Source organism: Cedecea sp. Ae19-4, from assembly GCF_059801165.1.
Genome location: NZ_JBCHWG010000002.1, coordinates 286,300 through 301,238, shown reverse-complemented (window position 1 = coordinate 301,238; position 14,939 = coordinate 286,300). Strand labels below are relative to the sequence as shown.

General features: G+C 54.6%; 13 protein-coding genes. 5 read left to right on the top strand and 8 right to left on the bottom strand.

Annotated features, from left to right (window positions below):
• The first annotated feature begins 3 nt into the window (after positions 1 to 3).
• Complete coding sequence (mdtD, locus tag AAIE02_RS14180) at positions 4 to 1,398, top strand: multidrug transporter subunit MdtD (protein ID WP_498532802.1); 1,395 nt, start codon at positions 4 to 6, stop codon at positions 1,396 to 1,398.
• On the opposite strand, the gene rbsR is transcribed toward mdtD, so the two are convergent.
• From rbsR to kup, 7 genes are all read right to left on the bottom strand, one after another.
• The gene (gene rbsR / locus AAIE02_RS14175) at positions 1,395 to 2,387 is read right to left on the bottom strand and encodes a ribose operon transcriptional repressor RbsR (RefSeq protein ID WP_498532801.1); all 993 of its coding nucleotides are present in this window, start codon (positions 2,385 to 2,387) and stop codon (positions 1,395 to 1,397) included. The two genes, mdtD and rbsR, sit on opposite strands and share 4 nt — an antisense overlap.
• A 3-nt stretch (positions 2,388 to 2,390) precedes the next feature.
• Positions 2,391 to 3,317, bottom strand: coding sequence for a ribokinase (gene rbsK / locus AAIE02_RS14170; RefSeq protein WP_336983685.1), 927 nt, complete (start codon positions 3,315 to 3,317; stop codon positions 2,391 to 2,393).
• Between the two features lie 68 nt (positions 3,318 to 3,385).
• On the bottom strand, positions 3,386 to 4,273 hold the full coding sequence (gene rbsB / locus AAIE02_RS14165; protein ID WP_008457776.1) for a ribose ABC transporter substrate-binding protein RbsB: 888 nt from the start codon (positions 4,271 to 4,273) through the stop codon (positions 3,386 to 3,388).
• Positions 4,274 to 4,300: 27 nt separating this feature from the next.
• A complete protein-coding gene (gene rbsC / locus AAIE02_RS14160) occupies positions 4,301 to 5,266 on the bottom strand; it encodes a ribose ABC transporter permease (protein ID WP_008457775.1) in 966 nt (321 codons plus the stop codon).
• Positions 5,263 to 6,777, bottom strand: a complete 1,515-nt coding sequence (gene rbsA / locus AAIE02_RS14155) for a ribose ABC transporter ATP-binding protein RbsA (protein WP_166994953.1) — start codon at positions 6,775 to 6,777, stop codon at positions 5,263 to 5,265. The genes rbsC and rbsA overlap by 4 nt, the downstream gene beginning before the upstream one ends.
• A gap of 10 nt (positions 6,778 to 6,787) precedes the next feature.
• On the bottom strand, positions 6,788 to 7,207 hold the full coding sequence (gene rbsD / locus AAIE02_RS14150; protein WP_008457773.1) for a D-ribose pyranase: 420 nt from the start codon (positions 7,205 to 7,207) through the stop codon (positions 6,788 to 6,790).
• 214 nt (positions 7,208 to 7,421) lie between these two features.
• Entirely contained in the window at positions 7,422 to 9,290 is a 1,869-nt protein-coding gene (gene kup, locus AAIE02_RS14145) for a low affinity potassium transporter Kup (RefSeq protein WP_008457772.1), read from the bottom strand.
• A 224-nt stretch (positions 9,291 to 9,514) separates the two neighbouring features.
• On the opposite strand from kup, the gene ravA reads away from it, so the two are divergent.
• Positions 9,515 to 11,008 carry an ATPase RavA gene (gene ravA / locus AAIE02_RS14140; protein WP_498532800.1) on the top strand — a complete coding sequence of 498 codons (1,494 nt, stop codon included), beginning with the start codon at positions 9,515 to 9,517 and terminating at the stop codon, positions 11,006 to 11,008.
• Positions 11,005 to 12,456, top strand: coding sequence for an ATPase RavA stimulator ViaA (viaA, locus tag AAIE02_RS14135; RefSeq protein ID WP_166994947.1), 1,452 nt, complete (start codon positions 11,005 to 11,007; stop codon positions 12,454 to 12,456). Before ravA ends, viaA begins: the two co-directional genes overlap by 4 nt.
• A 3-nt stretch (positions 12,457 to 12,459) precedes the next feature.
• On the opposite strand, the gene asnA is transcribed toward viaA, so the two are convergent.
• Complete coding sequence (asnA, locus tag AAIE02_RS14130; protein ID WP_336983687.1) at positions 12,460 to 13,452, bottom strand: aspartate--ammonia ligase; 993 nt, start codon at positions 13,450 to 13,452, stop codon at positions 12,460 to 12,462.
• Between the two features lie 155 nt (positions 13,453 to 13,607).
• Here asnA and asnC point away from each other — a divergent pair, with 155 nt between their 5' ends.
• Both asnC and mioC read left to right on the top strand, forming a co-directional pair.
• On the top strand, positions 13,608 to 14,066 hold the full coding sequence (gene asnC / locus AAIE02_RS14125; protein WP_008457765.1) for a transcriptional regulator AsnC: 459 nt from the start codon (positions 13,608 to 13,610) through the stop codon (positions 14,064 to 14,066).
• Positions 14,067 to 14,155: 89 nt separating this feature from the next.
• Complete coding sequence (gene mioC, locus AAIE02_RS14120; RefSeq protein WP_008457762.1) at positions 14,156 to 14,605, top strand: FMN-binding protein MioC; 450 nt, start codon at positions 14,156 to 14,158, stop codon at positions 14,603 to 14,605.
• The last annotated feature ends 334 nt before the right edge of the window (positions 14,606 to 14,939 follow it).

The following is a 14,939-nucleotide window of genomic DNA, read 5'->3' as shown; positions in this document are numbered from 1 at the left end:
ATAATGACGAAAACAGCACGCAGCATGGCCGGCCTGCCTTGGATAGCCGCAATGGCTTTCTTTATGCAGGCTTTGGATGCCACCATCCTTAACACCGCGCTACCGGCAATAGCCCATAGCCTGAATCGCTCCCCGCTGGCCATGCAGGCTGCCATTATTAGCTACACCTTAACCGTCGCCATGCTTATCCCGGTAAGCGGTTGGTTAGCGGACCGCTTCGGCACACGCCTCGTATTTATGCTGGCCGTTAGCCTGTTCACTCTCGGCTCTTTTGCCTGCGCCATGTCTGGGTCTTTAACCGAGCTGGTCATCTTTCGCGTGATTCAGGGAATTGGCGGCGCGATGATGATGCCGGTTGCCCGTCTGGCATTACTTCGGGCTTACCCACGCAGCGAGCTGTTGCCTGTACTTAACTTTGTCACCATGCCCGGTCTGGTCGGCCCCATTATTGGCCCACTGCTCGGCGGCGTTCTGGTCACCTGGGCAAGCTGGCACTGGATATTTTTAATCAATATTCCGATTGGCATTCTGGGCCTGCTGTATGCCCGCAAGTACATGCCCAACTTCACCACGCCGAAGCGCGGGTTTGATATGAGCGGCTTCTTGCTATTTGGCGCGGGCCTGGTGCTGATATCCAGCGGGGTTGAGCTGTTTGGCGAGCGGATTGTCGCCAGCTATATAGGCATGTTAGTGATTCTGGGCGGGATTTTACTGCTGCTGACTTATGTCTGGCATGCCCGCCGCGTTCCAACGCCGCTTATTCCCCTGCCTCTCTTTAAGACGCGTACCTTCTCCGTTGGCATCGTCGGCAATATAGCCTCACGCCTCGGCACCGGTTGCGTGCCTTTTTTAATGCCACTTATGCTGCAGGTGGGATTTGGCTATTCAGCATTATTGGCTGGCTGCATGATGGCACCTACGGCGGTCGGTTCGCTACTGGCTAAATCGACCGTCACGCAGGTGCTGCGCTGGCTGGGCTATCGTAAAACGCTGGTCGGGATCACTTTGGTCATCGGCCTGCTGATTGCCCAGTTCTCGCTGCAGTCACCGGGCATGGAAGTCTGGCTGCTGATCCTGCCCCTCTTTATATTAGGGATGGCAATGTCGACGCAGTTTACGGCCATGAACACCATCACCCTTGCGGACCTGACGGATGAAAACGCCAGCAGCGGCAACAGCGTGCTGGCCGTAACTCAGCAGCTTTCAATTAGCCTTGGGGTTGCCGTTAGTGCCGCGGTGCTTAGAGCATGGGAAGGCATAGACAGCGTCAATACCATCGAGCAATTCCACTACACCCTGTTGACGATGGGCGCGATAACGCTGGTCTCATCGGCGGTATTTTTGCTACTGCGCTCCAAAGACGGGCGCAACTTAATAAAAGAACGTCACAAACCTTAAACGGAGCTTCGCTCCACCAGCTCTGGCGTCAGCAGTAACCGTTGCTGCGCCAGATCGGGTTGCCTCATTCGGTGGATCAGCACATCCACGGCCAATTCGCCGAGCTCATCTTTGGGCTGGTGAATCGTCGTCAGCGGCGGCGCCATGTAGCGTGCAAGTTCAATATCATCGTAGCCAATCACCGCCATATCCTGCGGAATGCTAAGACCAGCCTGATATAAAGCATGGTAGGCCCCAACGGCCATAGCGTCATTCCCCATGAATACAGCGTCCGGCCTGTCCGCCAGGGTAAGCAGTTCGCTCATGGCGCTAAACCCGCCCTGAAACTCGAAGTCGCCAATAATTTCATAGCCCGGATGAATAGCCAGCCCGGCCTGAGCCATAGCTTTGCGGTAGCCTTCAAGGCGCAGTCTGGCAGGCGTTTTATCCTGCGGCCCGGCGATGCAGGCAATACGGGTATAGCCATTGTCGATCAGGTGCTGTGTCGCCATTTCTCCGCCGAGCAGCGAGTTATCCTGAATCACATCGCTCTGCCCCTCAAACGGAGCCCAGTCCATCATTACTGTCGGGATAGTCGGGTAGCGGTTGATGATTTCAGGCGAAGGCTGATGCGTTTCGGTGCACAACAACAGTAATCCATCGACGCGCTTTTGCAGCAGCGTTTCCAGATTTCGGTTCATGCGGTGCTCATCGCCTTCGGTGTTACACAGCACCAGGCTGTAGCCGCGCTCAAAGCAGCTGCGCTCCACGCCGCGAACCAGTTCGGAATAGAAGGGGTTGCTACTCGCGGTGATCAGCATGCCAATGGTATGCGTTTGATTCAGCTTGAGGCTACGGGCCAACGCAGAAGGCGCATAGTTCAGCGTTTTTACCGCGGCCTCAACCTTCTGGCGAATGGCATCGCTAACAAAGCGATCGTTATTAATGACGTGAGAAACGGTAGAAGTCGAAACGCCCGCCAGGCGGGCGACGTCTTTCATGGTAGCCATGGCTTACCTCTGCTGCAGGAACTCATCTATTTCCTTGCGCCACGGCACGGACGGCTGAGCACCTTTTCGCGTCACGGCAATTGCAGCGGCAGCGTGAGCAAATCGTACGGCGTCTTCCATCGGTTTTTCTTCCAGCAGCGCAGTCACCAGCGCACCGTTAAAAGTGTCGCCAGCAGCGATAGTATCGACAGCTTTTACCTTAAAGCCCGGCACTCGTTTGCCGTGACCTTTTTCGCTTAGCCATACGCCACGGCTACCTAGCGTGATAATCACCGTGTCGATACCTTTACCGTGCAGCACTTCTGCAGCTTTGGCGGCATCTGCATCGTTCTCAACGCGTACGCCGGTCAGCTTTTCTGCCTCAGTTTCGTTCGGGGTGATCATATCTAACAGAGAAAGAAGTTCATCAGAGAGTTCACAGGCCGGGGCCGGATTCAGAATCACTTTGGTCTGGTGCTGATGGGCAATTTTCGCCGCGGCCAGCACGCTTTCAAGCGGGGATTCCAGCTGCATTAATAACGCCGAAGCATCAGCAATTTTCTGCTGTTGCGCTGCCACCAGTTCGGGAGTCAAAGCGGCATTCGCGCCAGCGTGAATGCCGATCACGTTTTCACCTGCGCCGTTGACAAAAATCAGTGCCACGCCGGTCGCTTCATCTTTAATCGTGCTGATTGGCGAAGTATCAATATTATCGCTGGCAAGCTGCTTACACACGCGACCGCCGGTGTCGTCATCGCCCACACAGGCAATAAACGCAATGTCTGCTCCACTGCGCCCTGCCGCAACGGCCTGGTTCGCACCTTTACCGCCGAACGCCACCTGATACCCCTGCCCGGTGACGGTTTCACCCGGCGTTGGGAAATGTTCGAGGTTGAGGATATGGTCAGCATTGATGCTGCCAAGAACGACGAGTTTGCCTGTGCTTTTCATATCTTAATATCCAGTTTGAGTGCGCCGCTCATACCTGAGCGGCGCGTTGCCCTGCTTTTCTTTGGTTCTTATTTGGTGATCAGTTTCAAATCAACCGGGATTTTCGCATCCACTTTCTCGCCTTTCAGCACTTTATCAGCGGTTTCCACACCGATAACGCCGATCTGGTCAGCCATCTGAGCCACTGTTGCGCCCAGTTTACCGCCTTCGACCGCTTTCACGCCGTCAGCCGTACCATCGAAACCGACGACCAGCACATCAGATTTACCCGCGGTTTGCAGCGCACGCAGGGCACCCAGTGCCATTTCATCGTTCTGAGCAAACACAGCCTGAACGTTAGGGTGTGCAGTCAGCAGGTTCTGCATAACGTTCAGACCTTTAGTACGGTCGAAGTCAGCGGGCTGGCTGGCCAGCACGTCAAATTTATGTGCCGCAACAGCCTGTTTGAAACCTTCACCACGTTCACGGGCTGCGGAAGCACCAGCAATACCCTGCAGTTCAATGACTTTCGCGCCGTCGCCCAGTTTCTTAGCGATGTAATCACCGGCCATTTTGCCGCCAGCAACGTTATCAGAAGCAATGTGGCTCACCACGGTCCCCTGGTTTGCCATACGGTCGAGAGTGATCACCGGGATTTTAGCCTGGTTTGCCATCTTAACGGCATTGCCCACCGCGTCGGAATCCGTTGGGTTAATCAGCATTAATTTGGTGCCGCGAACCGTTAAGTCCTGCACGTTGGCCAGCTCTTTTGCCGGGTTGTTTTGTGAATCCAGCACCACCAGGTTGTAGCCCAGCTTGTCGGCTTCTTTCTGCGCGCCATCTTTCAGCGACACGAAGAACGGGTTATTCAGGGTAGACACCACCAGCGCGATGGTGTCTTTTGCCATGGCGTTTGCGCTTACGGTGGCGCTCAGGGCGACAGCGGAAACCAGGGTAGCCAGTTTTTTCATGTTCATAGTCAGATGTCCTGTAGGGTTATGGTTTTACTGCTTTTTATTGTCCACCAGCACCGCCAGCAAAATTACCACCGCTTTGACGATCATCTGGTAATAAGAAGAAACACCTAATAAATTCAGACCGTTGTTCAGGAAGCCGAGGATCAATGCCCCGATCAGCGTGCCGACAATCCGGCCTTTGCCGCCCGCCAGGCTGGTACCGCCCAGCACAACCGCCGCAATAGCATCCAGTTCATATCCCGCACCCGCCGTTGGCTGCGCAGAGGAAAGACGTGCTACTTCGATGATCCCGGCCAGCGACGCCAGCAGACCACACAGAGAGTAGACGATGATTTTCACTTTGTTGACGCTAATGCCTGACAGGCGCGTTGCCGCTTCGTTACCGCCGAGCGCATAGATGTAACGCCCCAGGCGAGTATGGTGCAACATGTACCACGCGGCCAGGAAGACAATCGCCATGATCCAGACCGGCGTTGGGATCCCCAGCGGGCGGCCAATACCGAACCAGCCAAACAGATCAGCATTGTCCGAGAAGCCGGTATTCATCGGGCTGCCGTTGGTGTAAACCAGCGTCACCCCGCGCAGCAGCAGCATCATCACCAGGGTGGCAATAAAGGCCTGAACCCGCCCTTTCGCTACAATCACACCCGTTACGGCACCAATGGCAGCCCCAAGAGCCAGCGCAGCGGCAACGGCCACCAGCGCATTGACCTCAAAGCCCACAATCGAGGCCGCCACCGCCCCGGTCAATGCCAGAAGAGAACCGACGGACAGGTCGATCCCGGAGGTCAGAATGACCAGCGTCATCCCCACCGCCATAATGGCGTTCACCGACGTTTGCTGCAGGATGTTGAACAGGTTATTCACGGTAAAGAAGTTCGGGCTCAGGGCCGAGACAATCGCAATCAGCACCAGCAGAGCGATCAGCGATTTTTGCTCCATCAGCCACGCTTTGGTGAACCAGCGACGGGTGGACACGGTCTGGGTACTCATTTATCTAACTCCTGATTCACTCGATTAAGCTTACCAACGGCCGCGGCCATCAGCGCCTCCTGGGTGGCTTCTTCACGGGAGAACTCCCCGCTCAGTCGCCCTTCGTGAATAACCATAATGCGGTCGCTCATGCCCAGCACTTCCGGCATCTCGGACGACACAAGGATGATGCTCAACCCTTCGGCTTTAAACTGGTTAATTAACTGATAAATTTCTTTTTTCGCCCCAACGTCGACGCCACGAGTTGGCTCGTCGAGGATCAGCACTTTCGGACGGGTCATCAGGCCACGCGCGATGGCAACTTTCTGTTGGTTACCGCCGGACAGCAGGCCAATTGGCTGTTCCATGGAAGGCGTTTTGACGTTGAACAGGCGAATAAAGTCCTGCACCGCCTGCTGCTCATCTTTATGCTTCAGGCTGCCAGCCCCGCGACTGAAATAACGCAGCGCGGTCAACGACATGTTCTCCTTCACCGACATCCCCAGAACCAGCCCATCGCGCTTGCGGTCTTCAGAGATATAAACGATGCCATTAGCCAACCCATCCTGCGGAGAACGAGTCACTACTTCACGGCCATCCAGCGCCACATAGCCACCGCTTCTCGGCAGCGCGCCATAAAGCACTTTCATCAATTCGGTACGCCCGGCACCCATCAGCCCGGCAACGCCGAGGATTTCGCCTTTACGCAGTGTGAAAGAAACCGCCTTCACGCCGGGGCCAGATACGTTATCGACCCGCAGGCGAATATCGCCGGGCTGTTTGTCCAGATGCGGATACTGGTCTTCCAGCTTGCGGCCAACCATCATTTCGATCAGGGTATCTTCGGTAAGCGTGGAGACTTCGCGCTCGGCAATAAACTGCCCATCACGCAGCACTGTCACGTCGTCGCACACCTCAAAAATCTCTTTCATGCGGTGGGAGATATAAACGATGCCGCAGCCCTGAGCCTTCAGCTCACGGATAACGCGGAACAGCGACTCGGTTTCCGTGTCGGTCAGCGCATCGGTCGGTTCATCCATGATGATGACTTTGGATTCAAAGCTCAGCACCTTGGCAATCTCAACCATTTGCTGATCGCCAATCGACAGCTCGCCCACCAGACGCTCACTGGTGTAGCGTAAATTCAGCTTCGCCAGCAGCTTGTCGGCTTCACGGTACATCTTCTTCCAGTCAATGTTGCCAAAATGCCCGACAAACTCGCGGCCAAGGAAGATGTTCTCCGCAATGCTGAGCTGCGGGATCAGGTTGAGTTCCTGGTGGATAATCCCGATACCGGCTTCCTGAGACGCTTTTGGCCCGCTAAAGGCAGTTTCTTTTCCCAGCCACAGCAGCGAACCGGCATCTTTGGTGTAGATCCCGGTCAGGACTTTCATCATCGTGGATTTGCCGGCGCCGTTCTCACCCACCAGCGCCATTGCGCGGCCCGGGTAAACGTTCAACGCCGCACCAGACAGGGCTTTCACCCCTGGGAACGATTTATCGATCCCTTTAAGTTGCAGTAAGGGTTCCATGCTGACCTCCTCAGAAGGTTACGCCGGCACAGAGAATGATATTCGCATACGGGGAACACTCCCCGCTGCGAATAACCGCATGTGCATCCGCGGTGTGCTGCTTGAACTGCTCATGGCTGATGTAACGAATAGTTATGGTGTTTCCCTGGTGTTTTTGCAGTTGCTCAATATGGCTGAGCAACGTTTCGTGAAGCGCGGGATTATATTGTTTGATTTCAGAAGCAATGATTGCCGCCTCAACCTGCATTTCCTGCGTTACCACATCCACGACCTGCATAAAGCCCGGAACGCCGTGAGTTAATGCCAAATCAATGCGCTGTGTATGGCGCGGAATTGGCAGCCCGGCATCGGCAATCACCAGTGAATCGGTGTGCCCCAGACGGGAGATAACGGCCGAAATATCAGCGTTAAGAACGGTACCTTTCTTCATTTTCCTGCTCCACTAGCGAAACGTTTCGCTGATAATGAGTGTAGGAAAAGAGGTGGCGGTTAAACAACCACCAGGTTAAAGAAGTGTGATCAACATCGAAACGTTTCGCTAATAAATGCAAAACGGTACCTGAGTACCGTTTTTTAGTCTTTGCGCCCTCTCCTTGTGGGAGAGGATTGGGGTGAGGGCATCAGGCCAGTAAAGACTGGCTGACTTAAATCTCGACCTGGGTGCCCAGCTCGATAACCCTGTTCGGCGGGATCTCAAACTGGTCAGGCGCGCGCAGGGCATTTCGCTGCAGGGCGAGGAACAGCTTGCCACGCAGGCGGAGATACCACGGACGCTTGCCGATAATCAGCGACTCATGCGACATGAAGAACGAGGTTTCCATCATCCGACAGCTTAAGCCTTCCAAACCACAGCGGTGGAAAATCTCTTCCACGTTCGGCGTTTCACGCCAGCCGTAACTGGCCACCACGCGCCAGAAGGTGGGTGACAGCTGCTCAATAGAAACGCGTTTAACGTTGTGAACGTATGGGGCATCTTCGGTGCGCAGCGTCAGCAGTACGACTCGCTCATGCAGCACTTTGTTGTGCTTCAGGTTGTGCAGCATGGCAAACGGGATCACGTTCAACGCGCGGGACATATAAACCGCGGTGCCCGGTACGCGAACCGGCGGAGACTTCTCAAGGGACGCAATCATCGCTTCCAGCGAGTTACCGTGCTCGTGCATACGGCGCAGCAGGCGGAAACGCTCGCTCTTCCACGTCGTCATGATGGTAAACATGACAAGCCCCAGCGTGAGCGGCAGCCAGCCGCCAGAGACGATTTTCTCGAGGTTAGCAGAGAACAGCGGCACGTCGATAAACAGGAAGCCCACGCACATCAGGAGCACGGCAATTTTATTCCAGTGCCAGTTTTTGCGCGCGACGGTACAGCAGAGAATCGAGGTCAGCACCATCGTGCCGGTTACTGCGATCCCGTATGCCGCCGCCAGGTTACTTGAATGTTCGAAGCTAACGATGACGATCACCACGGCGATATACAGAATCCAGTTAATCGCTGGAATGTAAATCTGCCCGGACTCCATTTCCGAGGTATGGATGATACGCATTGGCGAGAGGTAACCCAGGCGAACCGCCTGACGAGTCAGCGAGAATACGCCGGAAATCACGGCCTGAGAGGCAATAACCGTTGCCAGCGTCGCCAGGACCAATAAAGGGATCAGCGCCCAGTCAGGTGCCAGCAGGAAGAACGGGTTTTTAATCGCTTCCGGGTTCTTTAACAGCAGCGCGCCCTGGCCAAAATAGTTCAGAACTAATGAAGGCAGAACCGCGATAAACCACGCGATGCGAATCGGGAGCTTACCAAAGTGCCCCATATCTGCATATAGCGCTTCAACCCCGGTTATAGCCAGCACAACAGCGCCGAGAGCAACGAACGACACGGCTTTGTACTGCACGAAGAAATTCACCGCCCAGGCCGGGTTAAGCGCCTGCAGAACTTCCGGGTTGCCGATGATACTGCGCGCGCCCAGAACAGCGAGCGTCAGGAACCACAGCAGCATCACCGGAGCAAACAGCTTGCCCACCATCCCGGTGCCGTGCTTCTGAATCATAAACAGCAGCGTCAGAACAATAATAGAAAGGGGAACAATGTACTGATCGAGCTGCGGCGCGGCTATCTCAAGACCCTCTATGGCCGACATCACCGATATCGCCGGTGTGATAACCACCTCGCCGTAGAAGAAGCTGCCGCCAATCAACCCCATGATCACCAGTACAGAGGTCATTCGCGCCGTCGTATTACGCCCGGCAAGCGACATTAGCGTTAAGATCCCGCCTTCCCCGGCGTTATCCGCCCGCATCACGAAGGTGAGATATTTGATGGAGACGACCAGTACCAACAGCCAAAAAATTAACGACAAAAAGCCAAACACGGCGTCGCGTTCAACGCCAAACCCAAACTGCCCGGACAGGCATTCACGAAGGGTATAAAGCGGGCTGGTACCTATATCACCGTACACAACCCCGATAGCAGCCAGCGTAACGGCCGGCAACGATTGTTTATTATCTGCGCTCATAGACTAATCTTTTGTTGGAATCCCGAAAACGTGTGCTTAGTCCCTTGGCCCACAAAACGGCGCACAGTATGCACGATAATTGTGTAAATCGTACTCCTAAATGCATTTGACTTATCTCAGCTCAAACGTTGCATGCGGCATAATCAGCACATTAACTGGCTAAAAATAAACGCTATACTCGCGTTTCTCCACAGGGTTAACCGCGTAAGGATGCAAAGCTAATTATGGCTCAATCACATTTGCTGGCTGAAAGAATTTCTCGTCTCAGCCAGGCGCTGGAAAAGGGACTTTTTGAACGTCAGCACGCCGTTCGTCTCTGTTTGCTGGCGGCGCTGAGCGGCGAAAGCGTCTTTTTACTTGGTCCGCCAGGCATTGCAAAAAGCCTGATCGCCCGCCGCCTGAAATTCGCCTTTCGCGAAGCGCGCGCCTTTGAATATCTAATGACTCGCTTCTCAACGCCAGAAGAAGTTTTTGGCCCGCTTTCTATTCAGGCGCTGAAAGATGAAGGCCGCTATGAGCGCCTGACCGCCGGCTACCTGCCGGAAGCCGAAATCGTGTTTCTGGATGAGATCTGGAAAGCCGGCCCGGCAATTCTAAACACCCTGCTGACCGCCATTAACGAACGCCGCTTCCGCAATGGCGCCAGCGAAGACAAAATCCCCATGCGCCTGCTGGTGGCCGCCTCCAACGAATTGCCCGAAGCGGACAGCAGCCTGGAAGCGCTGTATGACCGCATGCTAATCCGCCTGTGGCTCGACAAAGTACAGGACAAAGCGAATTTCCGCTCAATGCTCATCAGCCAGCACGACGAAAACTTTAATCCGGTCACCGAAAACCTGCAGGTTACCGATGAAGAATATTTCACCTGGCAACAGCAAATTGGCGGCGTCGCGCTGCCGGACGACGTTTTTGAACTGATCTTCACCCTGAGGCAGCTGCTTGAGGCCACGCCGGGGGCACCTTATGTATCCGATCGCCGCTGGAAAAAAGCCATTCGTCTGCTGCAGGCCAGCGCCTTCTTTAACGGCCGCGATGCCGTGGCGCCTATCGATCTTATCCTGCTCAAAGACTGTCTGTGGCACGACACGGCAACAATGAATTTGATGCAGCAGCAGATTGAAGTTTTGATGACCGGCCACGCGTGGCAGCAGCAGGCCATTCTGAGCAAGCTCAGCGGCATCGTCCAGCGCCGCCTCCAGCTTCAGCAGCAAAGCAGCGATCGGGACGCTTTCACCGTGCTCAAGCAGACCGGTATGTTCAGCCGCAAGCCGCAGTACCAGCTCCCGGATGAGATAACCGGCGAAACGCTAACGCTTTTACTGCAAAAGCCGCTGAAACTGCACGATATCGAAGTGATTCATATCACCCTGGCGCGTGAGGCGCTGGCGCAGTGGCTTAATAAAGGAGGCGAGGTCCGCGGCAAGTTGAACGGCATTGGTTTTGCGCAGTTGCTTAACCTTGAAGTGGACAACAGCCTGCACCTGACCATTCGCGATGTTAGCCTCCAGGCCACACGGCTGGCGCTGCCGGGCCACCAGCAACAGGGCGTACCGGATGAGATCAAAAAGCAGTTTGACGATCTCGACGCCGCGTTATACCAGCAGCACGAGCGCTTTAACGATCAGCAAAAATGCCTGTTTATTGAAAGCGACTGGCTGGGAAAAATTGAAGCCAGCCTGCAGGACGTTGCGGCACAGCTGAAACAGGCCCGGCAATGATAAGCGTTGAAACGCTGGATATGATCCTGACTATTGGTGAAGGCGAACTGATAGAAGAGATCATTATTACCCTGCTGGCTGCCCCGCAGCTGGCGGTGTTTTTCGAAAAATTCCCGCGTTTGAAAAAAGCAGTTAGTGAAGACTTACCTCGCTGGCGAGACCAGCTCAAAGGCCGACTGAAGGACGGACACGTCCCGGATGAGCTGGCGCAGGAAGTCCTTTGCTACCAGCAGAGTCAGTTACTCACCACCGGGCAGCTCATCATGCGGCTGCCGGAAATTATTCAGCTGCTGCATAAGCTCGGCTCGCCGTTCTATGAACAGGCCAAAACGCTGGTGGCTGATAACCCGCACTTCACCCCGGCGCAGCATACGCTGTTTCTGCAGCGCTGGCGGTTGAGCCTGGTTGTACAGGCCACGTCGCTTAACCAGCAGCTGTTAGAAGACGAGCGCGACAAGCTGCTGGCGGAGATTCAGGAGCGGCTGGCACTTAGCGGGCAACTGGACCCCGCACTTGCCGAAAACGATAAAGCAGCGGGCAAGCTGTGGGACATGAGCGGCGGCACGCTCAAGCGCGGGGACTATCAGCTGATTGTGCAATACGGCGAGTTTCTCACCGGCCAGCCCGAGCTGATGCAGCTTGCCGAACAGCTGGGCCGCTCCCGCGAGGCAAAATCGGTCCCGCGGAAAGATTCCCCCACGGAGCCCTGGCGTATGCTGGTTCGGGAACCTGCCACCGTGCCCGAACAGGTTGACGGCCTACAGCGCAGCGACGATATCCTGCGCCTGCTGCCGCCCGAACTGGCAACCCTTGGGATTACCGAACTGGAATTTGAGTTCTACCGCCGCCTGGTGGAGAAGCAACTGCTCACTTACCGTCTGCACGGTGACGCATGGCGTGAAAAAATCATCGAACGCCCGGTCGCCCATCAGGATTTTGACGAACAACCTCGCGGGCCATTTATTGTCTGCGTGGACACTTCCGGCTCCATGGGCGGGTTCAACGAGCAATGCGCAAAGGCTTTTTGCCTGGCGCTGATGCGCATTGCCCTCGCCGACAACCGGCGCTGCTTTATTATGCTGTTTTCCAGCGAAGTGGTGCGCTATGAGGTCAGCGGGCGGGACGGCATCGATCAGGCGATCCGTTTTTTAAGCCAGCACTTCAGCGGCGGGACGGATCTTGCCAGCTGTTTCCGCTCGATCCTGGAAAAAATGCAAACCGGAGACTGGCACGATGCCGATGCGGTGGTGATCTCAGATTTTATCGCCCAGCGGCTACCGGACGATGTCGTCAGCAGCGTGAAGGCACTGCAGCGGCAGTATCAGAACCGCTTTCACGCGGTCGCCATGTCGGGGCATGGAAAACCCGGCATCATGCGCATCTTTGACCATATCTGGCGCTTTGACACCGGGATGAGAAGCCGCCTGCTGCGTCGCTGGCGGCGCTAAGACTCACAGCAGGTCGCTAACCTTAGCCTGCACTTCTGGCGACCAGACGCCGCACTGAACCTGGCCAATATGCGGCAGCTGAAGCAGCAGCATCGTCAGACGAGACTGGCCAATGCCGCCGCCGATGGTTTGCGGCATTTCACCTTTCACCAACGACTGGTGCCATTCGAGCTGGAGCCTGTCTTCATCTCCGGTGATCGCCAGCTGGCGCTTCAGGGTGTCCGCATCCACGCGGATCCCCATAGAAGAAAGCTCCAGCGCATCTTCCAGCACCGGGTTCCAGACCAGGATATCGCCGTTCAGCCCCGGTAAACCCGCTTCCCCGCCGGTTGACCAGTCATCATAATCCGGGGCGCGGACGTCGTGACGTTTCCCGTCCGACAGCTTGCCCCCGATACCGATTAAGAAGACCGCGCCAAGTTCTTTAGCGATAGCCCGCTCGCGGCCTTTTGCGTCCAGACCAGGGAAGCGCTGCAATAACGTTTCGCTGTGAACAAAATGGATTTTCTCCGGCAGCAAGGCAGCCAGGCCAAACCGTTCACTCACTTCAGCCTCGGTAGCCTTAATTGCCGCCCAGATGCTCTCTACGGTTTGTTTTAGCGTGCCGGTGTGGCGTTCGCCGTCACCCATCACGCGTTCCCAGTCCCACTGATCGACATAGACCGAGTGAATCGGGGATAAACGGTCTTCATCGGGGCGAAGAGCTTTCATGTGCGTGTAAAGCCCTTCGCCCGCGCTGAAGTCGTGCTGGCCGAGCGTTTTTCTTTTCCATTTGGCCAGCGAATGCACCACTTCAAACTGCGCCTGCGGCAAGGTTTTCACCTTCACCTGCACTGCTTTCTCGCTGCCAGAAAGGTTGTCCTGTGTGCCATCCCCTACGCGGCTGAGGATCGGTGCCTGTACTTCTATCAGGCCCAGCTTCTCTTCCAGCTGACGGGAAAAATGGGTTTTCACAAAACTGATCTGACGTTGTTTAGCAATCCAGGCGGTTTTCATGGCTTTTCTCTTTGTTGTGGTGTTTCTGTCATCGATTAAGCAACAGAAACGTCACCGTATTCAATAATCAACAATAAAAAAGGCCAGCCTCTTTTTAATCAACGAATTTAAGGCTATAAAAAATGGAAAATCGGCATTTATCATAGGAAAAAGTGATGGATAATTATCAGATCGACAATCTCGATCGCGGCATACTCGAAGCATTAATGGCCAATGCCCGCACCGCATATGCAGAACTGGCCAAACAGTTTGGCGTCAGCCCGGGCACCATTCACGTCCGCGTCGAAAAGATGAAGCAGGCGGGGATCATTACCGGGGCGCGTATCGACATCAGCCCGAAGCAGCTCGGCTACGATGTCTGCTGCTTTATTGGCATCATTCTGAAAAGCGCCAAAGATTATCCCTCCGCCCTGACCAAGCTGGAAAACCTGGATGAGGTCACTGAGGCTTACTACACCACCGGCCACTACAGCATCTTTATTAAGGTGATGTGCCGATCCATTGATGCCCTCCAGCAGGTACTTATCAACAAGATCCAAACAATCGATGAAATTCAGTCCACTGAAACGCTGATCTCGCTGCAGAACCCGATCATGCGCACTATCCGGCCCTGATCGTTAATTTTAATACCCATATTATCCACAGGTAGATCCCCGCTCTTTCACAGCGTACAATACGCGACGATTTGAAAAGGCGGGACACAATGGCTGATATCACTCTGATTAGCGGCAGTACTCTGGGTAGTGCCGAATATGTAGCAGAACATCTGGCAGAGAAGCTTGAAGAAGCGGGACACGGCACTGAAATGCTGCATGGCCCTCTTTTAGAAGATCTTAAAGCCAGCGGTATCTGGCTGGTGGTCTCTTCCACACATGGTGCTGGCGATCTGCCGGACAACCTGCAGCCTTTCTATGACGCTATAAATGAACAGCGCCCGGATCTGAGCGACGTAAGCTATGGCGCGATCGGGATCGGCAGCCGTGAATACGACACGTTTTGCGGTGCTATAGAGAAGATCGATCTGCTTCTGACCGAATGCGGTGCAACCCGCATAGGATCCTTGCTCAAAATTAACATCCTCGATCACGACATTCCTGAGGATCCAGCCGAAATTTGGGTTGGTTCCTGGATTAATTTACTCCCTGAAGTGTAAAGATTGCGCGATCAGATGTGGATAACTCTGGTTAAAAGCTTGGATTAACCCGTAGTTATCCCAATAACAACCGCTGTTCACTTTTTGAGTTGTGCATAAACCTCAATTCTGATCCCAGCTTATACGGTCTGGGATCACCGGTAGTACACAGCAAAAGATCCTTTCCAGGTTGTTGATCCTAAAATGGATAAATGGCTTATCCACAGAGGTGGTCGATCCTAATAAGAGATCACAATAAAGAGATCTTTAAATAAAAAAGATCTTCTTTTAATAACCGAAGATCCCGATGCTTTCTCGAAAGACTAAAGTTGAGTAGAATCCCCAGCCCGGGAAG